Below are 21,285 nucleotides of genomic sequence, written 5' to 3'. Positions count from 1 at the left end.
GTCCTACCCGCCTGTGCGGGAGGACCAGCGTGCCCCCGACACGCCTCGCTGAGCAGGACCCCTGGTCAGCTCGGCGTGTCGGGCGCCACGCCGGACTACTTCGCCGAGAGCTTCCGGTAGGGCAGGACGCTGTCGATGAGGCCGTAGTCCTTGGCCTCCGCGGCGGTGAGGATCTTGTCGCGCTCGATGTCCGTGCGCACCTGCTCCGGCGTGCGGGTGGTGTGCCGGGCGAGCGTGGTCTCCAGCAGCCTGCGGACCCGCTGGATCTCGTTGGACTGGATCTCCAGGTCGGAGACCTGCCCGTAGACGCCCTCGGTGGCCGGCTGGTGGATCAGGATCCGGGCGTTCGGCAGCGCGTGCCGCTTGCCGGGGGTGCCCGCCGCGAGCAGCACGGCCGCCGCCGAGGCCGCCTGGCCCAGGCAGTAGGTCTGGATGTCCGGGCGGACGAACTGCATGGTGTCGTAGATGGCCATCAGCGAGGTGAACGAGCCACCGGGCGAGTTGATGTACATCAGGATGTCGCGGTCGGGGTCCTCCGACTCGAGCACGAGCAGCTGGGCCATCACGTCGTTGGCCGACGCGTCGTCCACCTGCACGCCGAGGAAGATGATGCGCTCCTCGAACAGCTTGTTGTACGGGTTGGACTCCTTGATTCCGTAGCTCGTGCGCTCGACGAACGACGGGAGCACGTACCGGGACTGCGGCGCGTGGAACTGGCTCACTTCAGGTCTCCTGGTGGCTGGTGCTCTGGTCGCGGTCAGTTGGTCGAAGCCTGGCTGGCGCGGGTGATCACCTTGTCCACGAAGCCGTACTCGACGGCTTCCTTGGCGGTGAACCAGCGGTCGCGGTCCGAGTCGGCGATGATGCGCTCGACCGGCTGACCGGTGTGCTCGGCGATGAGCTCCGCCATCTCGTGCTTGGTCCGGGTGAGCATGTCCGCCTGGATCGCGATGTCGGCCGCCGTGCCGCCGACGCCGGCCGAGGGCTGGTGCATGAGGATTCGGGCGTGCGGGAGGGCGTGGCGCTTGCCGGGCGTGCCCGCGGAGAGCAGGAACTGCCCCATCGACGCGGCCAGGCCCATCGCGTAGGTCGCCACGTCGGGCTCGATCAGCTGCATCGTGTCGAAGATCGCCATGCCCGCGGTCACCGACCCGCCGGGCGAGTTGATGTAGAAGGTGATGTCCTTCTCCGGGTCCTCCGCGGCGAGGAGGAGGAGCTGGGCCACGATCTGGTTGGCGATGTTCTCTTCGACCTGCGTCCCCAGGACGATGATCCGCTCGCGGAGCAGACGCTCGTAGACCGAGTCGTTGAGGTTCATCCCCGTAGCCGCTCGCATCTCGGGCGTCGGGAAGGAATGCTGCGTCACGTCTGCCTGCCTAACTGTGCCTACTAGCTGTGCCGAAAAGAGTCTCGTAGCAACGACCTTAACGAAGGCGGGCGGCGTCGACGTCCCGACACCGCCCGCGTTCGCTCAGGGCTTCACTCCGCGTTCGCGGGTTCCGGCTCCTCGGCGGGCCTGGTCTCGCCGAACAGCTCGTCCAGGTCGAGGGCGTTGCCCTCGGAGTCCGTCACGGTGGCCTGGCGCACGACCGAGGCCAGCGCCTTGCCGCGGCGCACGTCGGCGAAGATCGCGCCGAGCTGGCCGGACTGCTGGGCCCGCTTGACGTACTCGTCCGGGCTGATGCCGAAGCGCTGCGCCTGGTAGATGATCCGCTCGGTCAGCTCGGCGTCGGTGACGTTGAGCTGCTCGGCGTCGGCGATCGCGTCCAGCACGAGCTGGGTCTTGACCGCCTGCTCGGAGGCCTCGCGCACCTCGGTGTCGAACTCCTCCTTGGTCTGGCCCTGCTCGGTCAGCCACTCGGCGAAGCGCGCCTCGTCGTGGTCGAGGGCGTGGATGGCGTCGTGCGCCCGCGCCTCGACCTCGCCCGCGACGACGGCCTCGGGCAGCGGCACCTCGACGCTGGCCAGCAGCGCCTCCAGCACCTTGTCCCGGGCCTGGACGCCCTGCTGCATCTTCTTCACGCGGCCCAGTCGGGTGCGCAGGTCGGCCTTGAGCTCGTCGAGCGTGTCGAACTCGCTGGCCAGCTGGGCGAACTCGTCGTCCAGCTCGGGGAGCTGGCGCTCCTTGACCGAGTTCAGCACCACGGTGACCTCGGCGTCGCGGCCGGCGTGGTCACCGGCGACCAGCGTCGTGGTGAAGTTCTTGGACTCGCCCTCGGAGGCGCCGACCAGGGCCTCGTCGATGCCCTCGACGAGCTGGCCGGAGCCGATCTCGTAGGACAGGCCGGCGGTCTTGGCCTCCTCGACCTCCTCGCCGTCCACGGTCGCCGACAGGTCGACCACGACGAAGTCGCCGGTCTCGGCCGGGCGCTGGACGCCGGTGAGGGTCGCGAAGCGGGCGCGCAGCTCGTCGAGCTGGGTGTCCACGTCCTCGTCGGTGACCTCCTGGTCGTCGACGCTGACGGTCAGCTCACCGAAGGCGGGGACGGTGATCTCGGGGCGGACGTCGACCTCGGCGGTGAACGCCAGGGACTCGCCGTCCTCGATCTTGGTCACCTCGAAGTCGGGGCGGCCGAGGGTGCGCAGCTCACCGGAGGTCACGGCCTCCAGGTACTTCGCCGGGATGGCCTCCTGGACGACCTCGTCCAGGACGGGCGCGCGGCCGATGCGGCTCTCCAGGACGCGGGCGGGGGCCTTGCCGGGGCGGAAGCCGGGGATGCGGACCTGCTTGGCCAGCTTGCGGTACGCGCGGTCGAAGTCCGACTTGAGCTCGTCGAACGGCACCTCGACGTTGATCCGGACCCGCGTCGGGCTCAGGTGCTCGACGGTGCTCTTCAACGTGGTCTCCTCGTAACGGGCATGACGTGCGGAACACCCCGGTGAACGCGTCTGGGCGCGCCGGGATTCCGCCTGAGTCTAGGCGGTCGGCCGGCGTGGTGGCGCTAGCACCCCGGGTCGAGGCGCCGCAACCGGCCGCGGTGGGGCCGTCGGGCCATTGTGGCGGCAATACCCGCCCGCCGGGAATCCCTTTGCGGCGCGCTGCCGGAATTCGTGGTGTCGGCCGAATTCCGCCCGTTCGGGCTACCCGTTCGCGCCGTCTCGCGGGCGCCGTCCGACGCCCGGCCGGGCCGCCCCGCCGGCGCGGCGAAAATCACAACAGTGGCTCTTAACTCGGGGACCGGCGTGTCGGACCGCCGCCGCGCCGCGCGTCCCGGGCCCGACGCGCCGCCCCGGTGTGACCAGGTGGCGAATCCGCATTTTCGCGGTCTCGCCAGGGGCGGATCGGGCGTACCTATGCGGCCCAACGGCCGATCGACAGGGCTGCCCGCTAGGCCATTCGAGTGGCACTGGGAGCCGCGACCACGGCGGAGTGCGTCATCACCGAGCGGGGCCACCACGAAGTCGTGTAACACGTATGTCGTAGAGCCGACTAACAGTCAGCAACCGCCAGCGGGGGGAGGTTCGTCAGAAAGAGTGAATTGGGGCCGTTTGGAGTAGCGCTCGACAGAAAAGTTTCACTTGTCGAGATGACTCCAACCGCCGTAGTCCATTAGTGTGGGTTTCAGGTAGCGTGACGCCCGGATCCGCATGTTGGACCAGCAATAATTAGCGTTGCCGGACGTTCTGGGGGGTCAGCAGCGGACGCAACCGGCAACCGGGACCGACAGGAACGAGCGAGACAATGTCATCGAGCTCTTTAACCACCTACCAGACAAGGTGCCGATGACCCGATGAGATCCATTCCGCCGCTGCCGAACACTATCCCAGGACCACTGCTGGGCGCCGGCTGTGACTTCGGGGTCCGACGGGTCCCGGGCACACCTCCCGGCCACCGCGTACCACCCCTCGCGGTAGCGCGGCGATGTTGATCGACCTCAGGCCACGCGCACGAAGAAGCGCAGCCAGGTCAACTGCCGCCACGCACAAGAGATCACGATGCCGTCCCGCACCGGCCTCATCGTGGACCACTTACACGCACCGTTGGGGAGCTCCATGGAGACGCGTCAGCTTTTGGCGTTCACAACTGTGGTTCAAACGGGCAGTTTCACCAAGGCAGCCGCCACGCTGAATTGCTCGCAACCCACTATAACCACCCGGATCAAAGCACTCGAAGAGACCCTCGGCGTGCCACTGTTCCGACGACTTCCGCGCGGCATCCAGATGACCTCTGCCGGTGTCGAGCTTTTGCCGTTCGCGCGGAACATCATCACCCTGACCGACAAGGCCAGGAAAGCGATCACGATGAACGGCGAGCCGCACGGCAAGCTCGTCATCGGCAGCGCACAGAGTCTGACCGACTACCGTCTGCTACCACTGATCGAGTACATGTGCTGGCGCTACCCGAGCGTCCAGATCTCCCTCCACTCGCGCAACACCCAGGCCAACCTGACCTCGGTGCGTGAGGGACGACTGGACTGCACCTTCTTCATCGGCTCCGTGGAGCCCCGCGAGGGGTTGGAGACGACGGTGCTGTGCCCGGAGCCGCTGGTCATGGTCGCCGGTCCCACCCACGCCCTGACCAGGCGTTCGGTGATCACCGAGGACGAGCTGCGCGGCAGCACGCTCATCCGGGCCGAGAACGGCGCGAGCTACTACGAGCAGTTCGAGCAGGCGCTGGGCCTGCAGGAAGCCGAGTCGAAGTCGCCGGTGCTGGCGCTCGACTCGATCGACGCCGCCAAGCGTGCGGTCGCCTCGGGTCTGGGGATCTCGCTTGTCCCTGAGGTGACGGTCGCCGCCGAGCTGGGCGACGGCAGGCTCCGCCGCCTGCCCTGGGTCCCGCCGTTCCGGGTGTACACCCAGTTCGCGTGGCGCCAGGACAACTCCACCAACCCGTCGGTGACGGCGCTGGTGTCGGCGGCGGCGCAGGTGGTCAGCGAGCAGGTGGCAACTCCGGCATGACACTGGGGAGCCGTTCTTGAGCGCCCGGGCGCGGGTGTGCTCAAGAACGGCCCGCGTTTCGCGGGACGAACGCCGGGTAGCACGGACACATGACCGTCAAGGCGAGTGACCTGCGCGAGCTGCTGACCTCCGACCTGCCGGACCCCAACCTGGTCCTGATCGAGGGCAGGCTCGAAGTGATCAAGGTGGACGACCTGGACGCGGACCGCTACCGCGGCGCCATGCTGCTGGTCTCCAAGGCCGAGCTCTTGGGACGGGGCGTGGACGAGGACTCGCCGGACGGCGAACTGGAACGCCAAGCCGCCGCGATCTCCACCGCTGTGAGTGAACTGGGCGGCTAGTAGCCCTCGCTCGCCGTCTTCCACACCGGCGGCCTCTTCGGCTCCGCGGAAGGGCCCTGACCAACCAGAGGCCGGCCAGGGCAACCGTCGGGGCGACAGGATTTGAACCTGCGACCCCCCGCTCCCAAAGCGGGTGCGCTACCAAGCTGCGCCACGCCCCGGTCCACCCAAGCCTATCGCGACCGGCTAAGCTGACCACGCGCCCACCCCGGTAGGCGCGATGCGGGTGTAGCTCAATGGTAGAGCCCCAGCCTTCCAAGCTGGTCATGCGGGTTCGATTCCCGTCACCCGCTCCAGCTTATTCTCGCTGGTAGAGCTCTCACGGACCGTCCCACGTGGACGGTCTTTTGCTTTCTGCGGATCTTCCGTGCCCCTCGCGTGCCCCTTCTCACCTGCCGTGCCCTTGGTCGCGCTCACCATCGCGTCGATCCCCGCCGCGATGCTCCGACCCCTCTCCTCCCTCGCGTGGAGGTAGATCAACGCAGCACGGGTAGAGCTGTGACCCATCCGATCCATGAGTTCTCGAAGCGTCGCCCCGGTCTCCGCCGCCAGCGTGTTGCCCGTATGCCGGAGGTCGTGCAGGTGGACGTCCGGCATACCCGCGGCTTGCCTGGCCTTGTCCCAGATGTGCCAGAAGTTGTTCCGCTTCGGTCGCCCGCCCTTCGGCCCGACGAACACCCAGGCGTCTTCGTCGCCGTCCACGAACTGACTGAGGTGTGCCTCGATCTCCTCGCCGAGGAACGGCGGCAGCGTGACCGGCCGCTTGCTCTTGGCCTTCGGGTCGTCCTCGAACAGCGGCCCGGAATCCGGCTGCACTGTCTGCCGCTCGACCTGGACCACGCAGAACGTCCGCTCACCGTCGTGGACCACTGAGAAGTCACGCCGCTTGAGACCCACCATCTCGGCGAACCGCAGACTGCCGAACGTCGCCAGCAACACCATCAGGCGATACCGGTTCTCGATGGCGTCGGCGGCCTTGAACACCTGCTTCAACGTCGCCGTAGGCCGCTCCGGACTCCGCTCCTGCCCACCGCCCTTGATCGTGCACGGGTTGTGCTTGAGGAGCCGTTCCTCCGGTGCCGCCGCCGTGTTGAGCACCGCCCGCAGGAACCGGTACGCCTTGGCGACGGTCACCTCACCCACGCCGTCGTCCTGCATCTCCTTCCGCCACCACCGCACTCGCGAAGGCGTCAGGTCGGCGAGCATGACGTCACCGATCCTCGGACCGACGTGGTTGCGGAGCAGGCCGTCGTACAGCTCGACCGTCCGCACCGCCAAGTCCCGCTCCTTGACCCACGCCTCTGCGTAGACCCGCAGCTTGATCTTGCCCGCGTCCGGGTTCGTCCAGTCGTCGCGCGAAATGTCCGTTTCCACGGCGGCAAGCCACCGATCCGCGTCCTTCTCCCGCTCGAACGTCATCGGCGCGGTGTGCTGCCTGTCGTCCGGCCCTTGGTACCGCGCCTGCCACCGTCCCGAAGGCAGTTGGCGAACCCGCCCGAACCTCCGCCGCTTGTCGCTCACGACGCCCTCCGCAGGTGTTGCCGAACAGCAGCCGGGTCGAACGCCTCCACCCGACCGGCCTCGATGAAGGCATCAAGGTCAGCCCGCTTGAACCGGATGAGCCGCCCGAGCCGGTGGAACGGGATGCGCCGCTCTGCGATCAACCGGCGAACGAACCGCTCCGTCGTGCTCATGTACTCGGCCGCTTCGGGCACGCTGAAGTGCTCTTTCTCGTGCATCGGTGATCCCCCCAGATCAAGCCGCTTGGTCAGTTGCCGAACTCTCTTGCGCACCGGCCGACGCGAGCAGCGCCGCCGTGTACTCCGCCTTCCACCTGCGCCGCTCCGCGACCGCCCGCAGCAGCAGGTGAGGTCTCGGGGGCACGTTCGGGTCACCGGGCTGGACGTTGTTCCACACGACCCGAGTCGGCTGGTCGTCCTGCTTGATCCCGACGTCGGCCAGGAGCTGCCGAACGAACTTCACCCGGTCGTGCTTGTGGTCGGCGAGGGACTTGCCCGACCACTTCCGGGACACCAGCACCCGCCGACCGGCGACGCCGAGGGTTGAGCGCTTGTGCGCCTTGCCCTTGCACTTGCCCGGCTCCATCGACAGCCGAGCCCCACGAGGTTGAACGCCGTAGAGCAGCCACACCGGGCACTGCGGCGAGCAGGGCGTGACGGCCAGCTCCGCGCAGAGCCGTTCGGCGTGGTCCTCCTGGCGGGTGGTCCGGGCGTCGAAGCACTCACCGATGCTCTTGGTCAGGTACTTCGTCAGGTAGCCGATGTGCCGCCCGGCCTCCTCCGTGCCGCCGAGGATGCCCTTGGAGTGCACCTGCACCCCGAACCGCGCCACGTGCGCCGGATGCTCCACCTGGTCGAGGGCTTCCTCCCAGGTGGGCAGGGGTTCACGGGTAGCCGGGTCAACGAACCCCTTCGCCCGCGAGTCCCACACCGGTCGGTTGTCACCGCCGTACTTGATCTCGTCGTGGTTGGGCCACCAGACCTGGTGGTAGGTGGCCTCAGCGACCGCCCGCAGCTCCGCACGCGAGATCGAACCCCGGACAGCCGCGTGCCAGTGCGGCGCCAGCCGCCGCTGAGGCTCGACCGTCGAGAAGTACTGCACATCCCAGCCGACGCACCGCCGCAAGTTCTGCACGAACCGATCGAGCAGTGCCGCGAAGTGCACCGCGTCCCGAGCCGCCCGCCGGTAGTCGTACGAGGCCGGGTCAACCGGCGTGCCGTCGCTGCGCACCTTGCCGTAGCTGTCCAACGTCAACGTGAGGAACGTCGAGGGCTGGTACTTGCCGCCGAACACCCGTCCGACCGTGCGCTTGACGACCGGCCGCCGAGGCAGGTTCGGTGCATCCTGCCGCCGCCGCGTCGACCGCTTCCGCACCGCCCGCGGCCGGACTTCCAGAGCCGGGAGCTTCCCGCGGACTCCGAGCTGCCGCAGCTCCTCATCAACCCCGGCGACCTCCTCGCGCACCTCCTCCGCTCCGATCTCGTCGCCCTCCTCGACCGCCGCCCGGTACGCCTTGACCAGATCGGCCCGGAAGGCAGCCAACGCCCGCTGGTCGTCGGTGGGCGGGTTCGGGGCGAAGTCGGGTTCCTCAGTCAGATGCCATCCCTCGCGGCACTGCGCCATCCGCAACCGCCGGTTCTTCTCCGCGCACGTCGGGCACACGCTCGCCACGGTCGAACCGCACGGCACGGGCACGATGTCCACCCGCCCGGTGTCCAGGTTGACCCGCTCCTTGGCCAGCGGCCGGACGCACACCCCGTGCTCCTCAGCGACCGCCCGAGCCACGTCCAGCGCCGCCGGCTGCTTCATCCGATCGGCGCGGGTCAGGTACTCGCTCACGCCGCGACCTCCCCACTGGCGTCCGGCCGAGTCGGGAAGTCGTGCACCTCTGCATCGGCCAGGAAGACGCTCAGCTCGACAAGGTCCGCGTCGGTGACGTGGAAGGCCCGAGCCCGCTCCGGCTCCCGTTGCCCGTCCTGCTTCACCCAGGCGATACCGGGCGTGTTCTCACTGATCTCGTGAGCTGCCGCGCCCCGCTGCCGCACGCTGTCACCGAGGACCATGTCCACCTGTTGCGGCTCGTCCAGGCGCAGCGCCACACGGGTGCTGAACAGGTGCCTGAACCCGACGACCTCCTTGCGCGGGTCCTGCACCAGACCGACGACCGCATACCCAGGCGCACGCCCCTGCGAGGTGATCGTCTGGATAGCCCGCACCGCTCGTTCCCGGAGCTGCTTGTCCGGCTGGTAGGCGATCAGGTCGGCCAGCTCATCGACCACCAAGACCGTGAACGGCTCACCCGTCGACCGCGCCCACAACCGCCGCACACCCCTGTACCGCGTCGCCCGCTCCTTGACCTCTGCCGCGATTTCCTCAAGCAGGGCAACAGCTTCCGGCCCGTTGTCGTACACGACGCGATCGAAGGCATCCGGGCACTGCCCGAGTTCCATCCCGCCCTTCGGGTCGATCCCCACAAGCCGCACCAACCCCGCCCTAATCGCTGGCGCGAGCTGCCACACCAACGACCACAACACCGAGCCCTTGCCCGCACCGGGCACGCCGACCACGAGCACCTGAGACCCGAGCAGCCGCAGCCGCCACGGCTTGCCGGTCTCCGTCCGCCCGACGACAACCCGCTTGAGATCCACCTCGGCATCCGTCAGCGCCGGGACGGTCAGGGGACGCAGCAGCGGGTCACGGTGAACGAAGTCCAGCTCAATCACCCTCGGCCGCAGCACCCGCACCCGACACGAGCGAGCGCCGAACGAGTGCGCCAGCCCATCGCGCCGCAGCTCCCATGCCTCCGGCGACTGGGCAGGCACCATCCGCACCCGGACCCGATCCCGCCAGCCGTCCGACCGGACCCGCCGCAGTTTCGGCCGGAACTCACGCCCCCGGTCCCGCTTGGCCAGGTCAGCCAGCCGCATCACCGATCGCCACTTCGGGACGTACACCGTCGCCCGCCGCCACTCGGTCACCAGCCGGTACCAGCCATGGCGCAGGAACGACCGACGATCCAGACCCGCCCAGATGCTCAGAGCCGCGACCAACGACAACAACGCCAGCACCAACGGCGAGAGCCCGAACCGCCACCAGCACCAGGCCGCCGACACCGGCACCAACGTGACCACCGGATACCGAACGACAACGAGCACCAGGCGCACGGCCCCGACGACCACCAGCCACACCAACGCCACCAGTGCCGCAGCCCACTTGGCCTTGCCGGGAACGAGCATCCACCACGGCACCCGAGGCCGCACACCCTCGAACGGAGCCGGGTCGACCCACTTTCCGACGCCCATCACGCACGCCCCACCGGGGCGAAAATCAGCGGCAGCCATCCCAGGCAGCCACAGCAGACGAGCTGGTTCGGGGCATAGACACCGAACCGCTTGCACGCCCCACAGGGGCGGCCGTTGGACAACTTCCACACTGTCGGAGCACCGCGCCGACTTGACGCGCGCACCCCACGTACCGATAGCCTCGACATGACCGGAATCCCTTGTGAGGTAACGAATACAAGCGAAAGTTCCGGTCGGTGTGTCGCCGGGAAACAGCTTCAGCCCGCCAAGACTCGAACCTGTTTTCCGGCGACCCCACCAACCAGCAATTCTGATCACTCAGCCGTGCGAAACCGGCTCAACCGGTCGCACCGTCACTCCTGCGTCTCGACCTCGAACAGATCCTCGAAGTCGAACGGCGCGAGGGCGGTCAACGCCCCGCTGATGAACCGGGCACCGGGCCGCAGCTCACCGGCACGCGCACGCTTGACCGTCGACCGGTGCAGCCCCATCGCCTTGGCCACCGCGTAGTCCGACTGGAACCCCGCCAATCGCATGGCCTTGGCGAACATGTCATCGCGGAGCCTGATCTCATGCGGCCGACCGGGCAGCACAGCCACCCGCCGACTCCCGGCACGAACAGTGGCCCCCGACGCAAGACCGTGCGCGACCTTCTCCGCCTTCTCCTTGTGCAACTCGGCGAGGAACAGCGACTCCTTCCGCCGCCCCCGATCCGACTCCGCGACACGCCGATACGTCTCGGCAGACCGCTGATGAAAATCGAGCCACTGCACCTGAGTGGCTTCAAGCGAGGGCCGCACCTTCCCCAACGCATCGTGGGCGTTTCGCAACGTCGTCGCCGATTGCACCGTCGACCACAACTCCTCAGCCGGGCTCACTCCCACTCATCCCCCACGACACCCAGCGCAACCCCACCGTCCTGCAACGCCGAACGCAGCCTGTTGATCGACTCCCGGTCGACCACCAGAACTGCCGGGAACGCGTTGCCGAAGCGGATCTCCACCCGGTCCGCGTACGCCATCGGCATAGCCCGAATGGGCAGGTCATCGGTCACGTGCAGCCGAACCATGTCCCCGGCCACCGGTCACGCCGCCTTGGCAGCGGTCTTGACGACCACCGGCTTCATGCCCGACGCCCGCAAGCTGTACCCGAGCTTCGCTCGACACCTGTGCCGCTCACCCCCGTGACTCCCCCGGCACGCCTTGTCGTCAATCCACGGCGTCACCGTCAACCCCTCGAACACCACCGGCCGCACGTCCGTCCCCGGAATCGCCTCCGGCGGAACCGGCTGATGAGGAGCCGCGATCTTCACCGTCACCACGGCGTCCGTCTTCCGCTCCGCCGCCTGATCGATCACCAGGACCGACCACACCAACAACCCGGACTCCTTGTCCGTCTCCTGCTGGACCGGCAACCCCTTCGCCCGCTCCTCCGCCGACTGGAACCTGAGCACCGGCTCAACACCCATCACCAGCGCGCCACGGGGAAAGACGAAGTCGTGCGTCGCCGGGAGCCTGCTCCCACCACTGATCGCCACAGCCGATCTCCTGTCATCAGCGTCGGCTGGACCCTTGGTCCAGCACCTTGACACCAACCACTCTCGGCAGAAAAGCGGGACGGCAGCACCGCACAGCGGGACAACTACAGACGTCCTTGCTACCTTGAAGACGTCCCAACTCGTTCCACAGGGGGAAGCATGCCGAACCAACGCCTACGAGACTCGTTGCTACGCAACGGTTTCGACCTCAACCAGGTCGCCAAAGCCACCGGCGTCGACCCCAAGACCGTCGAACGCTGGATCAACCTCGACCGCACCCCCTACCCCCGGCACCGGCGCACCATCGCGGCCATGGTCCGGGAGGCCGAGACCTACCTCTGGCCCAACGCACTCGCCCCGGACGCCAAGAAGGAGATCACCCAATCGGAGGTCGTGCAGGTCTACCCGCACCGCCACTCCGTCCCCCAGGAGCAGTGGACGCACCTGGTCGACCAGGCCCGCTTGAACATCTCGATCCTGATCTACTCGGGCATGTTCCTCACCGACAACCCGAGCCTGATCAAGACTCTCCGCAGGAAGGCCGAAGCAGGCGTCAAGGTCCGCCTACTCCTGGGCGACCCGGCCAGCCGCGAGGTAGCCCGCCGCAGCGAGGAAGAGGGAATCGGCAAGGGCACCCTCGCCGCCAAGGTCCGCAACGCCCTGGCGTTCTTCAAGCCACTGGCCGACACCGGCCACGCCGAGGTCAGGTGCCACCGCACCACGCTCTACAACTCGATCTACCGCTTCGATGACGAGATGCTGGTCAACACCCACGTCCACGGCTTCATGGCAGCCCACGCCCCGGTCCTGCACCTTCGCCGCCTCTCCGGAGGCGACCTCTTCGAGACCTACGCCGAGAGCTTCCAGGGCGTCTGGGACGACGCCAAGCCACCCAAGTGGTAGGCAGGGAACCATGGCACGCACCGACCACTACAACGACCCCAACGCCCCCAAGGCGACCAACATCGTCGTAGCCGTGACCGCATTCGTCCAGGACGACCAAGGCCGCCTGCTCATGATCCGCCGCACCGACAACGACCTCTACTCCATCCCCGGCGGAGCCCAAGACGTAGGCGAGACCATCGGCCACACGGTCGTGCGCGAGGTCAAGGAAGAAACCGGCATCGACGTAGACCCCACCGACATCATCGGCGTCTACTCCGACCCGGCCCACGTCATCTCCTACACGGACGGCGAAGTTCGCCAGGAGTTCTCCATCTGCTTCCGCGCTCAGCCCATCGGAGGCGAGCTGCGCACCAGCAACGAGTCCAGCGAAGTCCACTGGGTAGCCCGCGAAGACCTGGAAGCTCTCAATATCCACCCCTCGATCCGCCTCCGAATCGAACACGGATTCGAACCGCGGACCACTCCCTACTTCGCCAAGTGACCCAACCCAGCTGCCCGCAACCGCTCCTCAGTACGTTCCACTGCGGCCATCAAATCCGGCTTTGCAAGTCGAATAAATACCGAAACGACATCGTTTGTTCCGTATCGCTGCTCGATCTCCTCAAGCCGAGCATCCACAGTCGTGGGACGACCATCTGGAGTAGTGGTCATATCGGCCCACCACAAGGCATCCCGCAAGGAACTGGCTTCGTCATCCCACACAGAAAGCTCTACCGAAAGCCCGCGCAATTTAGCCTCGAGATAGGCGCACGAATGTCGCGCAACTAAAGCACACAGGCGGTCCGGCATATCGAGATCTCGCAGGTACAGTGCTCCGTCCAGTGGGTGAAATCCGGTTCTGCGCACCACCGGCGAGTAACCGATGTCATGCAGAAGTGCGGCAGCTTCCAACAAATCAGAGTCCTCCCCGAACAGGGCTGCCGCCGATCGCACGGAGCGCGCAACACCACAGACATGCTGAAGTCGCTGCGGCAGATAGCCCGACAATGTTTCGCGGGCGATTCGCTCGGACACTACTAGGATATCAAACAAGGGGTACCACACATTGCGAGTCGCGCGCGCACATCAACTAAACTCACCCCAACCGGAGAATTCATCACCGGTAGTCTCTATCACAGGATCTCCGATATGCACATACGAATCCTTTGGATTCAGTTCCTCTTTGTACATTCGGCTATCGGTTTTAAGGTCTTCAACGTACTCGTGTCCCACCATGCCTGCCAGTGCAGTCAAGCCCAAGGAACCCCCAGTACGGAACTTCCTAAATGTTCCAGCAACCGACAGCGTGGGCGACACGCGCACCACCTTAACAATCACCTTCGGCACTTCGATCGAACCGAGAATCTCGCCCGTGTCAGGATCTTTAACGTCCACGCCCAAGGGGTTCAAAACCGCAAATTGCATCCCCACGTCCACCCCGTGATTGGACCCCCGATTGATCACGAGTTCACGCGGAGTCAGAATCTTAGCGACCTTGCCTTCAATCTTGTCCGCCATCGTCACCTTTCTCAAATATCTCCGGATTCAAGTCTCGCCACATTTCGATCGAAGACACCAGGTGGTCTTCCATGATACTCATATTTACACTGAGTTGCCCGAACATCGACTTATCGCCCTGGTTCTTGGCGTTCTCATATCCGCGCTCCGCGATTACACGAGCCTGCATCATGCGCTCTTGCATACTGATAGAATCACGAACGAGCGTTCGGACATGCTTCGGGTCAAGCTTGCCTGCGCGATTTCCCGTCACTACGCTCATAACTTGAAACAATCCGCTCGCTGCCGTTAACGCCAGTGCCGGAAGCAGCGCAAGTGTTGCACCCTGGCTGCCAACAATGGCGATCACAAGCGTAAGCAGAAGACCAACAGCGAGCAGAACCCAACTGGCTATCCGAAGTTTCCGGTTATCCTTCGGGTCCGCAGGCTTCAGGCGCGCAAGCGAGGAATCGACGGGTGGCGCCAGGCTTTCGTCCAAAGATCCATCCGAGGGCAAGTACGGCCTCCAAAGATGTTTCACCCGGCGGCCGGAGTCTACCTGTCAGAGCCTCGTGTCACACCTCATCACGCGGCACCTGCCCGACGTGTTGCCGAATTGGGCTCTACAGGATCAAGGCGCGCCGCCTGCGGCAGCGCGCGGCTGAGACCGGCTCACGTTGGCACCGACTCCCCGCATCCCGGCACGCCGGGCTCCCGCTTCGCTCCGCCCGTCGGCCGTGCGCGGAGTCGGTGCACGTGGCCGGGTAGCGGCGCGCTACTGCTGGGCACTCAGGTCACTGCGGATTCGCCAGCTCGACAGTCGGGACGATCGCGCGGTCATGCGGCTTGATCGGGCTGGGCACGGCGATCGGCTGCCGCGACGGCTTCGCCGTCTTGCCATCGGTGTAGGCGACTCGGCGACGAGGGCCAGGCATACGGGCACACGAACGGGCACCGCCCGTGGCAGCCGAGACAGTGGCCGAGTGTCAAGGGTGGTGCCCGGTAGAGGCTGCGACATCCATCGCCGCCCGTGCCCCTCGCGTGCCCCATCTCGGGGTCAACAGCGGTCAATCAGGGGCACGGGCGGTCAGATGGCGAGCAAAGGTGCTGGTCAGAGGGTTAGCTGGTCAGGAGCTTGATCGCTGCCAGACCTTCCAAGCTGGTCATGCGGGTTCGATTCCCGTCACCCGCTCCAGCCCTTTCTCGCTGGTAGCACTCTTGCGGACCGTCCTCTTAGGACGGCCTTTCTGCATTCACGGACCTTCCGTGCCCCTCGCGTTCCCCAAGCCCACTGGCCGACACCGGTCCTGCACCTGCGTCGAGAGCTGCCGAGGCGTCTGGGATGACGCCAAGCCACCGAGTGGTAGGCAGAGAACCATGGCGCGCATCGATCACTACAACGACCCGAACGCCCCAGAGGCGACCCGCGTCGTCGTAGCCGTGACCGCGTTCGTCCAGGACGGCCAAGGCCGCCTGCTCATGATCCGCCGCACCGACAACGACCTGTACTCCATCCCCGGTGGAGCCCAGGACGTAGGCCAGACCATCGGCCGCACGGTCGTGCGCGAGGTCGAGGAAGAGACCGGGTTCGATGTCGAACCGACCGACGTCATCGGCATCTACTCGAACCCGGCACACGTCATCTCGTACACCGATGGCGAGGTTCGCCAGGAATTCTCGATCTGCTTCCGCGCTCGACTGGTCGGCGGCGGGCTGCGCACCAGCAGCGAGTCCAGCGAGGTCCACTGGGTGCAGCGCGATGATCTGAACTCGCTCAACATCCACCCGTCGATCCGACTGAGGATCGACCACGGCTTCGAGAATCGGCCGAAGCCCTACTTCGCCACGTGACCGTGCCCGAACTGCCGCAGGCGCTCCTCAGCGGCCGAGGGCGAGGCGTAACCGGCTTGGCGCGTGTGGGCTTGTGGGGTGGTGGGGCTCATCATGGGAGCCATGCGCTTGGAGCAGATCGTGGTGGATTGTCTCGACCCCGCCGGCCTCGTGCGGTTCTGGGCGGGGTTGCTCGGTGGGGAGGTGGTGGACCGGGAGCACGGGTGGGCGCACGTCGTTCCGCCGGGATGGCCCCGCATCTCGTTCCAGCCCGTGCCGGAGCCGAAGGCGGTGAAGAACCGGCTCCACCTGGACGTCGACGTGGACGACATCGCGGCCGCTACGGGGAGGGCCGTCGAGTTGGGGGCGACGGCGCAGGGCGATGTGCAGACCGACGAGCAGGGCAGTTTCCAGGTGCTGCTCGACCCGGCGGGCAACGAGTTCTGCTTCGTCAAGGCCCACGCCTAAGACGTGACCGCGCGCCCCAGCACCTCGCCGAAGCGGATCGCCAGCACCACCATGAGGACGCCGATGGCGGAGATCACCAGGCATCTCAGGATCAGGCGCAGCTTCGTCACGCGCACAGTCTGCCTCCCGGACGGCCGAACGACCGAAGGTTCAGCCGGTAGCGGCGGCGACGGCGGCACGCAGGGCGCGCACGACCGCGACGTCCCCCTCCACCGACACGTGCTCCTCCCCCACCCGACCCCACAACCACAGGTCCACGGCGGACGGCGAGCCGCTCACGACGGCCGCGGGGTCGGCTCGGGGGCAGTAGTCGACGATCCCCTCGTGCAGCGCCACGGTCCACTCCCGGCCCGGCACACGCAGCGTCACGGCTTGCCCTGACGTGTGAACACCGGGTGGCTGGTGGCACCCCAGCCACAGGCGCAGCACCTCGTCGACGCCGTCCGCCGCCAAGCCCGGCTCCAACGGCGCCGCCGAGCCGATCGCGGCCTGCGCGTCGAACCGGTGCACGGCCGTCTCGTGCGCCATCCGCCGCACCCAGAACCCCAGGGTCCCGTCCCACGGGCACCACGTCGCCGCCGGTGACGCCGCACGGTTCGGGTCCAGCACGGCGATCAGCGACGCCGCGCCGACCCGGTACCAGTCGACCGGGTCGACGTCGCCCGGCGAGCACTCCCACCCGACCGGACGCGCGCCGCGGGCGATCCAGTGCGCCACCATCCGGTGGATCGAGCCGAGGTGCACGAGCAGGTCACCGACCGTCATGCCGGGGCACGCCGGCACGTCTCGTTCGAGTGGTGCCAGATCTGCCGCGACCGCGAACGCCTCCGCTTCGACGCGGAGCGCGCTGGCCAACGAGTGGGCGTCCATCCCCGCAGCATCGCGGAACGCACCCCCTGGGTGCGACCCCGAATTGGATCGCGCACGACGACCTGCCGGCGTATGAACGTGCCATGGCGCTCACCCTCCGCACCCTCACCGCGGGCGACCTCGCCGAGTTCCAGCGGGTCGTCAACTCGGCGTTCCTGTTCGACAGCGCCGAGGACCGGCTGGAGCGGTGGCGTGGCCTGTTCGAGCCGGAACGGCACCACGCCGTGTTCGACGGGGACGAGCTGATCGGCGGCGGCGGTATCCAGAGCCGGGAGATCACGGTGCCCGGCGCCGGCCCGACACCGGTCGCGGCGGTCACGTCGGTCGGCGTGAAGCCGGGCCACCGCCGTCGCGGCGTGCTCACCCGCGTGATGCGCGCCCAGCTGCACGGCTTGCACGAGGACGGCGCGGAGGCGATCGCCGCGCTGTGGGCGTCGGAGGCCGCGATCTACCCCCGGTTCGGCTACGGCCTCGCGGCCGAGTTCAGCCGGCTCGAAGTGCCGAGCGGCGCGAGGTTCCGCCCCGGCGTGTCGACCGGTGGCGAACGGGTGCGCGAGGTGTCGCGCGACGAGGCCATGCCGGTCCTGAAGGCCGTGTACGACGACCTGCGGCCGGGTCGCACGGGGTGGCTGAGCCGCACGGACGCCGCCTGGGACCACCACCTCGCCGACACCGAGCACGACCGCGACGGGCTGACCGCGTACCGCTACGTCCTGCACCCGCAGGGCTACGCGGTCTACCGGGTCAAGGCGGACTGGCGGGAACGCGGCCCGCGCAACGAGCTGCACGTGCGCGAGATCGCGGCACGCACCGACGAGGCGTACGCGGCGCTCTACCGGTACCTGCTGGACCTCGACATGGTCGGTGAGCTGAAGTTCTTCACCGCCTCCGACGACCCGGCCGTCCACCTGCTGGAGGACGCACGGCTCGCGCTGCGCGGCCGGGCCGACTCGCTGTGGGTGCGGATCGTGGACGTCGACCGCGCCCTCACCCTGCGCCGCTACCTCTCCGACGTGGACGTGGTGCTGGAGCTGTCGGACGAGTTCTGCCCGTGGAACGCGGGCCGGTGGCGGTTCACCGCGCAGGACGGCGCGGCGACCGTGCGGCGGGTGGACGAAGAGCCGGACGTGGTGCTCGACGTGCAGGCGTTGGGCGCGGCGTACCTCGGTGGGACGAGGCTGGCGACCCTGGCGCGGGCCCAACGGGTGAGTGAGGTCACCGGTGGTGCGCTGAACGCCTTGTCACATGCCCTTCTGGGTGATCGGGAGCCGCACTGCCCTGAGGTGTTCTGACCGTTTCGGGAACCTCCACCCGGCGTGGGGCGTTTTCCGGACAACAAGCACCGGGAGGGTCGATGACCACCACGATCGTGTTGCTCGTGCTGCTGGTCCTGGCTGGCGCGATCTGGTACGGCGTCCGCTCCGCCGCCGAGAAGCGCCGCCGTGAGCTGGAGGACGCCCAGGCCGAGGCACGCCGGTGGGTGGAGCGGTTGGGCGGCCAGGTGATGAACCTGGCCGGCACGGACGTGGCCTCGCAGCAGGCGATGGCCGACGCGTCCGAGCGGTTCACGGCGGCCGGTTCGCAGATGGAGCAGGCGCGCACGGTGGAGCAGTGCCGCCTGGTCACGCAGACCGCGATGGAGGGCCTGTACTACGTGCGGGCCGCGCGCGTCGCGATGGACCTCGACCCCGGCCCCGAGCTGCCGGACCTCACCGGGCAGAGCCGGGCGGGCAAGGTGTCGGAGGAGCGTGACGTCACGGTGGAGGGTCACCGGTACGTCGCCTCGCCGCGGCCGGGCGCGCACACGCCGCACTACTACCCCGGTGGCGTGGTGGCGGGACGTCCGGTGCCGCAGGGCTGGTACTCCGAGCCGTGGTGGAAGCCCGCGCTGGTGGCGGGCGCGTGGGGCTTCGCCTCGATGATGCTGTTCAGCGCGATGTTCACGGGCATGGTCGGCGTGCCGGCGGCCGTGGCGTCCGAGGACCCCAGCGGCGGTGACGACAGCGGCGACGGTGGTGACGGCGGCGACGCGGGTGGTGACACCGGTGGCGACTACGGCGGCGGTGACTACGGCAGCGACTTCGGCGGCGGCGGTGACTTCGGCGGGTTCTGACCGCTCAGGCGGGCTGGCAGGTCGGGCACCAGTAGAGGTTCCGGCCTGCCAGTGAGGCTGCGGCGACGGGCGTGCCGCAGACCAGGCACGGTTGGCCGGTGCGGCGGTAGACGTAGACCTCGCCGCCGTGCCGGTCCTGGCGCGGCGGCCGGCCGGTGACCTCGGGCAGGTGCTCGGGCCGCACGGTGTCGATGCGCCCGACCTTCACCCCGGCCCGCATGAGCACGGCCAGGTCGAGCCACAGGTCGTCCCACAACGCCCGGTCCACCTGGTTGCCGGGCACGAGCGGGTGCACGCCGTGCCGGAACAGCACCTCGGCCCGGTAGATGTTGCCGACGCCCGCGACCACGGTCTGGTCCATCAGCAGCACGGCGATGGACTGGCGGGACCGGGCGATGCGCGCGTGGGCCAGGTCGGGTTTCGCGTCACGGCGCAGCGGGTCCGGCCCGAGGCGGGCGCGCAGCGCGGCCACCTCGACGTCGGTCAGGACCTCGCACCGGTTCGGGCCGCGCAGGTCCGTCCAGTGGGTGGGGCCGACCAGCCGCATCCGCACCTGGCCCACCGGCTGGGTGACCGGGTGCGGCGACTCGGTGAACGTGCCGTAGAGACCCAGGTGCACGTGCACGGTCGCGTCCGGCCCGTAGACGTGGAACAGGTGCTTGCCGTGCGCCTCGGCGCGCTCGAACAGCCGGCCGTCCACGGCGGACGTGGCGAACCTGCCCTGCGGGCTCGACACCCGGACGGTCGAGCCCGCGTACCGGCGCTGGTGCAGCTTCGCCAGGCGGTGCAGCGTGTGGCCTTCGGGCATCAGGGCAGGGCCGGCGCCTCGCCGGTGCGCTCGTACTCGCGGAGGATGTCGATGCGGCGCGCGTGCCGCTCCTGCCCGGAGAACGGGGTGGCGAGGAACGCCTCGACGATCGCGAACGCCTCCTCGGTGGTGTGCATCCGACCGCCGACGCCGATGAGCTGGGCGTCGTTGTGCTCGCGGGCGAGCTTGGCCGTCTCCACGCTGTAGGCGAGCGCGGCACGGGCGCCGGGCACCTTGTTCGCGGCGATCTGCTCGCCGTTGCCGGAGCCGCCGATGACGATGCCCAGGCTGCCCTCGTCCGCGACCACGCGGCGGGCCGCCTCGATGCAGAACGGCGGGTAGTCGTCCTCCGCGTCGTAGGTGGCCGGTCCGACGTCGACCACCTCGTGGCCCGCGTCGGTCAGGTGCTTGACGAGGTGGGTCTTCAGCTCGAAGCCCGCGTGGTCCGATCCCAGGTAAACGCGCACGTCAACAAGTCTGCCATCCTTGGCCGCGTGTTCGGACAAGAGGGTTGTCGGCTGCGGTTGGAGTGGGGTCCGGAGGGGGTCGCCGCGCTCGGTGAGCAGTGCGCGGTGCTCGTGGTCGTGGACGTGCTGTCGTTCTCCACGGCGGTGGACGTCGTCGTGGCGCGTGGTGGGGCCGTGCGGCCGGTGCACTGGTCGGAGCGCGCGTCCGCGGCACGTCCGGCGGACCCGTCGTGGACGTTGCGGCCGTCGTCCCTGGTGTCGGTGCCCGCCGGGACGGAGCTGGAGCTGGCTTCGGCGAACGGCGCCACGTTGTGCTCGTTGGCCGAGGGCACGGGGGCGATCGTGCTGGCCGGGTGCCTGCGCAACGCGCGGGCGGTCGCGTCGGCGGCCCGGGAGTTGGCGGCGGGCGGGCCGATCGGCGTCGTGCCGGGCGGTGAGCGGTGGGGCGTGAACCTGGCGGAGCACGGGGACGTCGGACCGCTGCGGCCGGCGGTGGAGGACCTGCTGGGCGCGGGCGCGGTCATGTCGTCCCTGTTGGGCTACGGCTCGGCCTCGGTGGAAGCGGCTCTGGCAGCGGAGATGTACGCGTGGGCGTCGGTGGAGGACGTGCTGGCAGGCTGCGTGTCCGGCCGCGAGCTGATCGCCGCCGGCCACGCCGCTGACGTCGCCCTGGCCTCCCAGGTGAACGTCAGCACCGCCGTCCCACGCCTGACCGACGGCCTCCTGCGCGCCACCTGACCCCCTCCG

The 21,285-nt window shown here is 68.2% G+C and carries 25 protein-coding genes and 2 tRNA genes; 10 read left to right on the top strand and 17 right to left on the bottom strand.

Annotated elements, in window-relative coordinates; genetic code table 11:
* Positions 1-95 precede the first annotated feature (95 nt).
* The 3 genes from ACQPYE_RS06985 to tig form a co-directional block, all read right to left on the bottom strand.
* Positions 96-722 (bottom strand): ATP-dependent Clp protease proteolytic subunit, encoded by a 627-nt coding sequence (locus ACQPYE_RS06985; protein WP_498720054.1) that lies wholly within the window; start codon positions 720-722, stop codon positions 96-98.
* Between the two features lie 35 nt (positions 723-757).
* Complete coding sequence (locus ACQPYE_RS06980) at positions 758-1,336, bottom strand: ATP-dependent Clp protease proteolytic subunit (RefSeq protein WP_123743663.1); 579 nt, start codon at positions 1,334-1,336, stop codon at positions 758-760.
* Positions 1,337-1,479: 143 nt separating this feature from the next.
* Complete coding sequence (gene tig / locus ACQPYE_RS06975) at positions 1,480-2,838, bottom strand: trigger factor (RefSeq protein ID WP_498720052.1); 1,359 nt, start codon at positions 2,836-2,838, stop codon at positions 1,480-1,482.
* Between the two features lie 1,155 nt (positions 2,839-3,993).
* Between tig and ACQPYE_RS06970 the strand changes: the two genes are divergently transcribed.
* Positions 3,994-4,899 carry a LysR family transcriptional regulator gene (locus ACQPYE_RS06970; RefSeq protein ID WP_123748058.1) on the top strand — a complete coding sequence of 302 codons (906 nt, stop codon included), beginning with the start codon at positions 3,994-3,996 and terminating at the stop codon, positions 4,897-4,899.
* An 89-nt stretch (positions 4,900-4,988) separates the two neighbouring features.
* Complete coding sequence (locus ACQPYE_RS06965; protein WP_498720050.1) at positions 4,989-5,240, top strand: hypothetical protein; 252 nt, start codon at positions 4,989-4,991, stop codon at positions 5,238-5,240.
* Between the two features lie 87 nt (positions 5,241-5,327).
* Here the strand turns inward: ACQPYE_RS06965 and ACQPYE_RS06960 are convergent.
* Positions 5,328-5,401: transfer RNA gene (locus ACQPYE_RS06960), tRNA-Pro, on the bottom strand.
* A gap of 61 nt (positions 5,402-5,462) precedes the next feature.
* On the opposite strand from ACQPYE_RS06960, the gene ACQPYE_RS06955 reads away from it, so the two are divergent.
* Positions 5,463-5,536, top strand: a tRNA-Gly gene (locus ACQPYE_RS06955).
* Here ACQPYE_RS06955 and ACQPYE_RS06950 read toward each other — a convergent pair.
* The 7 genes from ACQPYE_RS06950 to ACQPYE_RS06920 form a co-directional block, all read right to left on the bottom strand.
* A complete protein-coding gene (locus ACQPYE_RS06950) occupies positions 5,505-6,761 on the bottom strand; it encodes a tyrosine-type recombinase/integrase (RefSeq protein WP_498720049.1) in 1,257 nt (418 codons plus the stop codon). The two genes, ACQPYE_RS06955 and ACQPYE_RS06950, sit on opposite strands and share 32 nt — an antisense overlap.
* On the bottom strand, positions 6,758-6,979 hold the full coding sequence (locus tag ACQPYE_RS06945; protein ID WP_053722870.1) for a helix-turn-helix domain-containing protein: 222 nt from the start codon (positions 6,977-6,979) through the stop codon (positions 6,758-6,760). Before ACQPYE_RS06945 ends, ACQPYE_RS06950 begins: the two co-directional genes overlap by 4 nt.
* Positions 6,980-6,995: 16 nt before the next feature.
* Positions 6,996-8,570, bottom strand: coding sequence for a replication initiator (locus tag ACQPYE_RS06940; RefSeq protein ID WP_498722852.1), 1,575 nt, complete (start codon positions 8,568-8,570; stop codon positions 6,996-6,998).
* A 26-nt stretch (positions 8,571-8,596) separates the two neighbouring features.
* Positions 8,597-10,102: an FtsK/SpoIIIE domain-containing protein gene (locus tag ACQPYE_RS06935; protein ID WP_498720047.1), complete on the bottom strand. Its 1,506-nt coding sequence runs from the start codon at positions 10,100-10,102 to the stop codon at positions 8,597-8,599.
* Positions 10,103-10,416: 314 nt separating this feature from the next.
* Positions 10,417-10,941, bottom strand: a complete 525-nt coding sequence (locus tag ACQPYE_RS06930; protein ID WP_498720045.1) for an AMED_5909 family protein — start codon at positions 10,939-10,941, stop codon at positions 10,417-10,419.
* Positions 10,938-11,117 carry a hypothetical protein gene (locus ACQPYE_RS06925; protein WP_246037741.1) on the bottom strand — a complete coding sequence of 60 codons (180 nt, stop codon included), beginning with the start codon at positions 11,115-11,117 and terminating at the stop codon, positions 10,938-10,940. Before ACQPYE_RS06925 ends, ACQPYE_RS06930 begins: the two co-directional genes overlap by 4 nt.
* Positions 11,118-11,147: 30 nt before the next feature.
* Complete coding sequence (locus ACQPYE_RS06920; RefSeq protein ID WP_498720043.1) at positions 11,148-11,600, bottom strand: hypothetical protein; 453 nt, start codon at positions 11,598-11,600, stop codon at positions 11,148-11,150.
* Positions 11,601-11,759: 159 nt separating this feature from the next.
* Between ACQPYE_RS06920 and ACQPYE_RS06915 the strand changes: the two genes are divergently transcribed.
* Positions 11,760-12,503 carry a DUF5919 domain-containing protein gene (locus ACQPYE_RS06915; protein WP_498720041.1) on the top strand — a complete coding sequence of 248 codons (744 nt, stop codon included), beginning with the start codon at positions 11,760-11,762 and terminating at the stop codon, positions 12,501-12,503.
* 10 nt (positions 12,504-12,513) lie between these two features.
* Positions 12,514-12,987, top strand: a complete 474-nt coding sequence (locus ACQPYE_RS06910) for an NUDIX hydrolase (RefSeq protein WP_498720039.1) — start codon at positions 12,514-12,516, stop codon at positions 12,985-12,987.
* On the opposite strand, the gene ACQPYE_RS06905 is transcribed toward ACQPYE_RS06910, so the two are convergent.
* From ACQPYE_RS06905 to ACQPYE_RS06895, 3 genes are read right to left on the bottom strand one after another with little or no spacing between them, the layout of a single operon-like run.
* On the bottom strand, positions 12,972-13,520 hold the full coding sequence (locus ACQPYE_RS06905) for an HD domain-containing protein (protein ID WP_498720038.1): 549 nt from the start codon (positions 13,518-13,520) through the stop codon (positions 12,972-12,974). The two genes, ACQPYE_RS06910 and ACQPYE_RS06905, sit on opposite strands and share 16 nt — an antisense overlap.
* A 51-nt stretch (positions 13,521-13,571) precedes the next feature.
* On the bottom strand, positions 13,572-14,003 hold the full coding sequence (locus tag ACQPYE_RS06900; protein ID WP_498720036.1) for a hypothetical protein: 432 nt from the start codon (positions 14,001-14,003) through the stop codon (positions 13,572-13,574).
* Complete coding sequence (locus tag ACQPYE_RS06895) at positions 13,987-14,481, bottom strand: hypothetical protein (protein ID WP_498720035.1); 495 nt, start codon at positions 14,479-14,481, stop codon at positions 13,987-13,989. The genes ACQPYE_RS06900 and ACQPYE_RS06895 overlap by 17 nt, the downstream gene beginning before the upstream one ends.
* Positions 14,482-15,359: 878 nt before the next feature.
* Here ACQPYE_RS06895 and ACQPYE_RS06890 point away from each other — a divergent pair.
* Both ACQPYE_RS06890 and ACQPYE_RS06885 read left to right on the top strand, forming a co-directional pair.
* Positions 15,360-15,833, top strand: coding sequence for an NUDIX hydrolase (locus ACQPYE_RS06890; RefSeq protein ID WP_498720034.1), 474 nt, complete (start codon positions 15,360-15,362; stop codon positions 15,831-15,833).
* Between the two features lie 102 nt (positions 15,834-15,935).
* Positions 15,936-16,280, top strand: a complete 345-nt coding sequence (locus tag ACQPYE_RS06885) for a VOC family protein (RefSeq protein ID WP_498720032.1) — start codon at positions 15,936-15,938, stop codon at positions 16,278-16,280.
* Between the two features lie 150 nt (positions 16,281-16,430).
* Here ACQPYE_RS06885 and ACQPYE_RS06880 read toward each other — a convergent pair whose 3' ends face one another.
* Positions 16,431-17,150, bottom strand: coding sequence for a maleylpyruvate isomerase family mycothiol-dependent enzyme (locus ACQPYE_RS06880; RefSeq protein ID WP_498720031.1), 720 nt, complete (start codon positions 17,148-17,150; stop codon positions 16,431-16,433).
* An 83-nt stretch (positions 17,151-17,233) separates the two neighbouring features.
* Between ACQPYE_RS06880 and ACQPYE_RS06875 the strand changes: the two genes are divergently transcribed.
* Positions 17,234-18,442 (top strand): GNAT family N-acetyltransferase, encoded by a 1,209-nt coding sequence (locus ACQPYE_RS06875; protein WP_498720030.1) that lies wholly within the window; start codon positions 17,234-17,236, stop codon positions 18,440-18,442.
* 62 nt (positions 18,443-18,504) lie between these two features.
* Entirely contained in the window at positions 18,505-19,263 is a 759-nt protein-coding gene (locus tag ACQPYE_RS06870) for a hypothetical protein (RefSeq protein WP_498720029.1), read from the top strand.
* Between the two features lie 4 nt (positions 19,264-19,267).
* Here ACQPYE_RS06870 and ACQPYE_RS06865 read toward each other — a convergent pair whose 3' ends face one another.
* Together ACQPYE_RS06865 and ACQPYE_RS06860 are read right to left on the bottom strand one after the other, a co-directional pair.
* Entirely contained in the window at positions 19,268-20,071 is an 804-nt protein-coding gene (locus tag ACQPYE_RS06865; protein WP_498720028.1) for an Fpg/Nei family DNA glycosylase, read from the bottom strand.
* Positions 20,071-20,538: a ribose-5-phosphate isomerase gene (locus ACQPYE_RS06860; protein ID WP_498720027.1), complete on the bottom strand. Its 468-nt coding sequence runs from the start codon at positions 20,536-20,538 to the stop codon at positions 20,071-20,073. The genes ACQPYE_RS06865 and ACQPYE_RS06860 overlap by 1 nt, the downstream gene beginning before the upstream one ends.
* Before the next feature lie 27 nt (positions 20,539-20,565).
* Here ACQPYE_RS06860 and ACQPYE_RS06855 point away from each other — a divergent pair, with 27 nt between their 5' ends.
* Positions 20,566-21,276: a 2-phosphosulfolactate phosphatase gene (locus ACQPYE_RS06855; RefSeq protein WP_498720026.1), complete on the top strand. Its 711-nt coding sequence runs from the start codon at positions 20,566-20,568 to the stop codon at positions 21,274-21,276.
* Positions 21,277-21,285 lie beyond the last annotated feature (9 nt).

This window comes from Actinosynnema sp. CA-299493, from assembly GCF_050946825.1.
Taxonomy (GTDB): Bacteria; Actinomycetota; Actinomycetes; order Mycobacteriales; family Pseudonocardiaceae; genus Actinosynnema.
The sequence above is the reverse complement of the archived record's forward strand: the minus strand, read 5'-3'. Positions and strand labels throughout refer to the sequence as shown.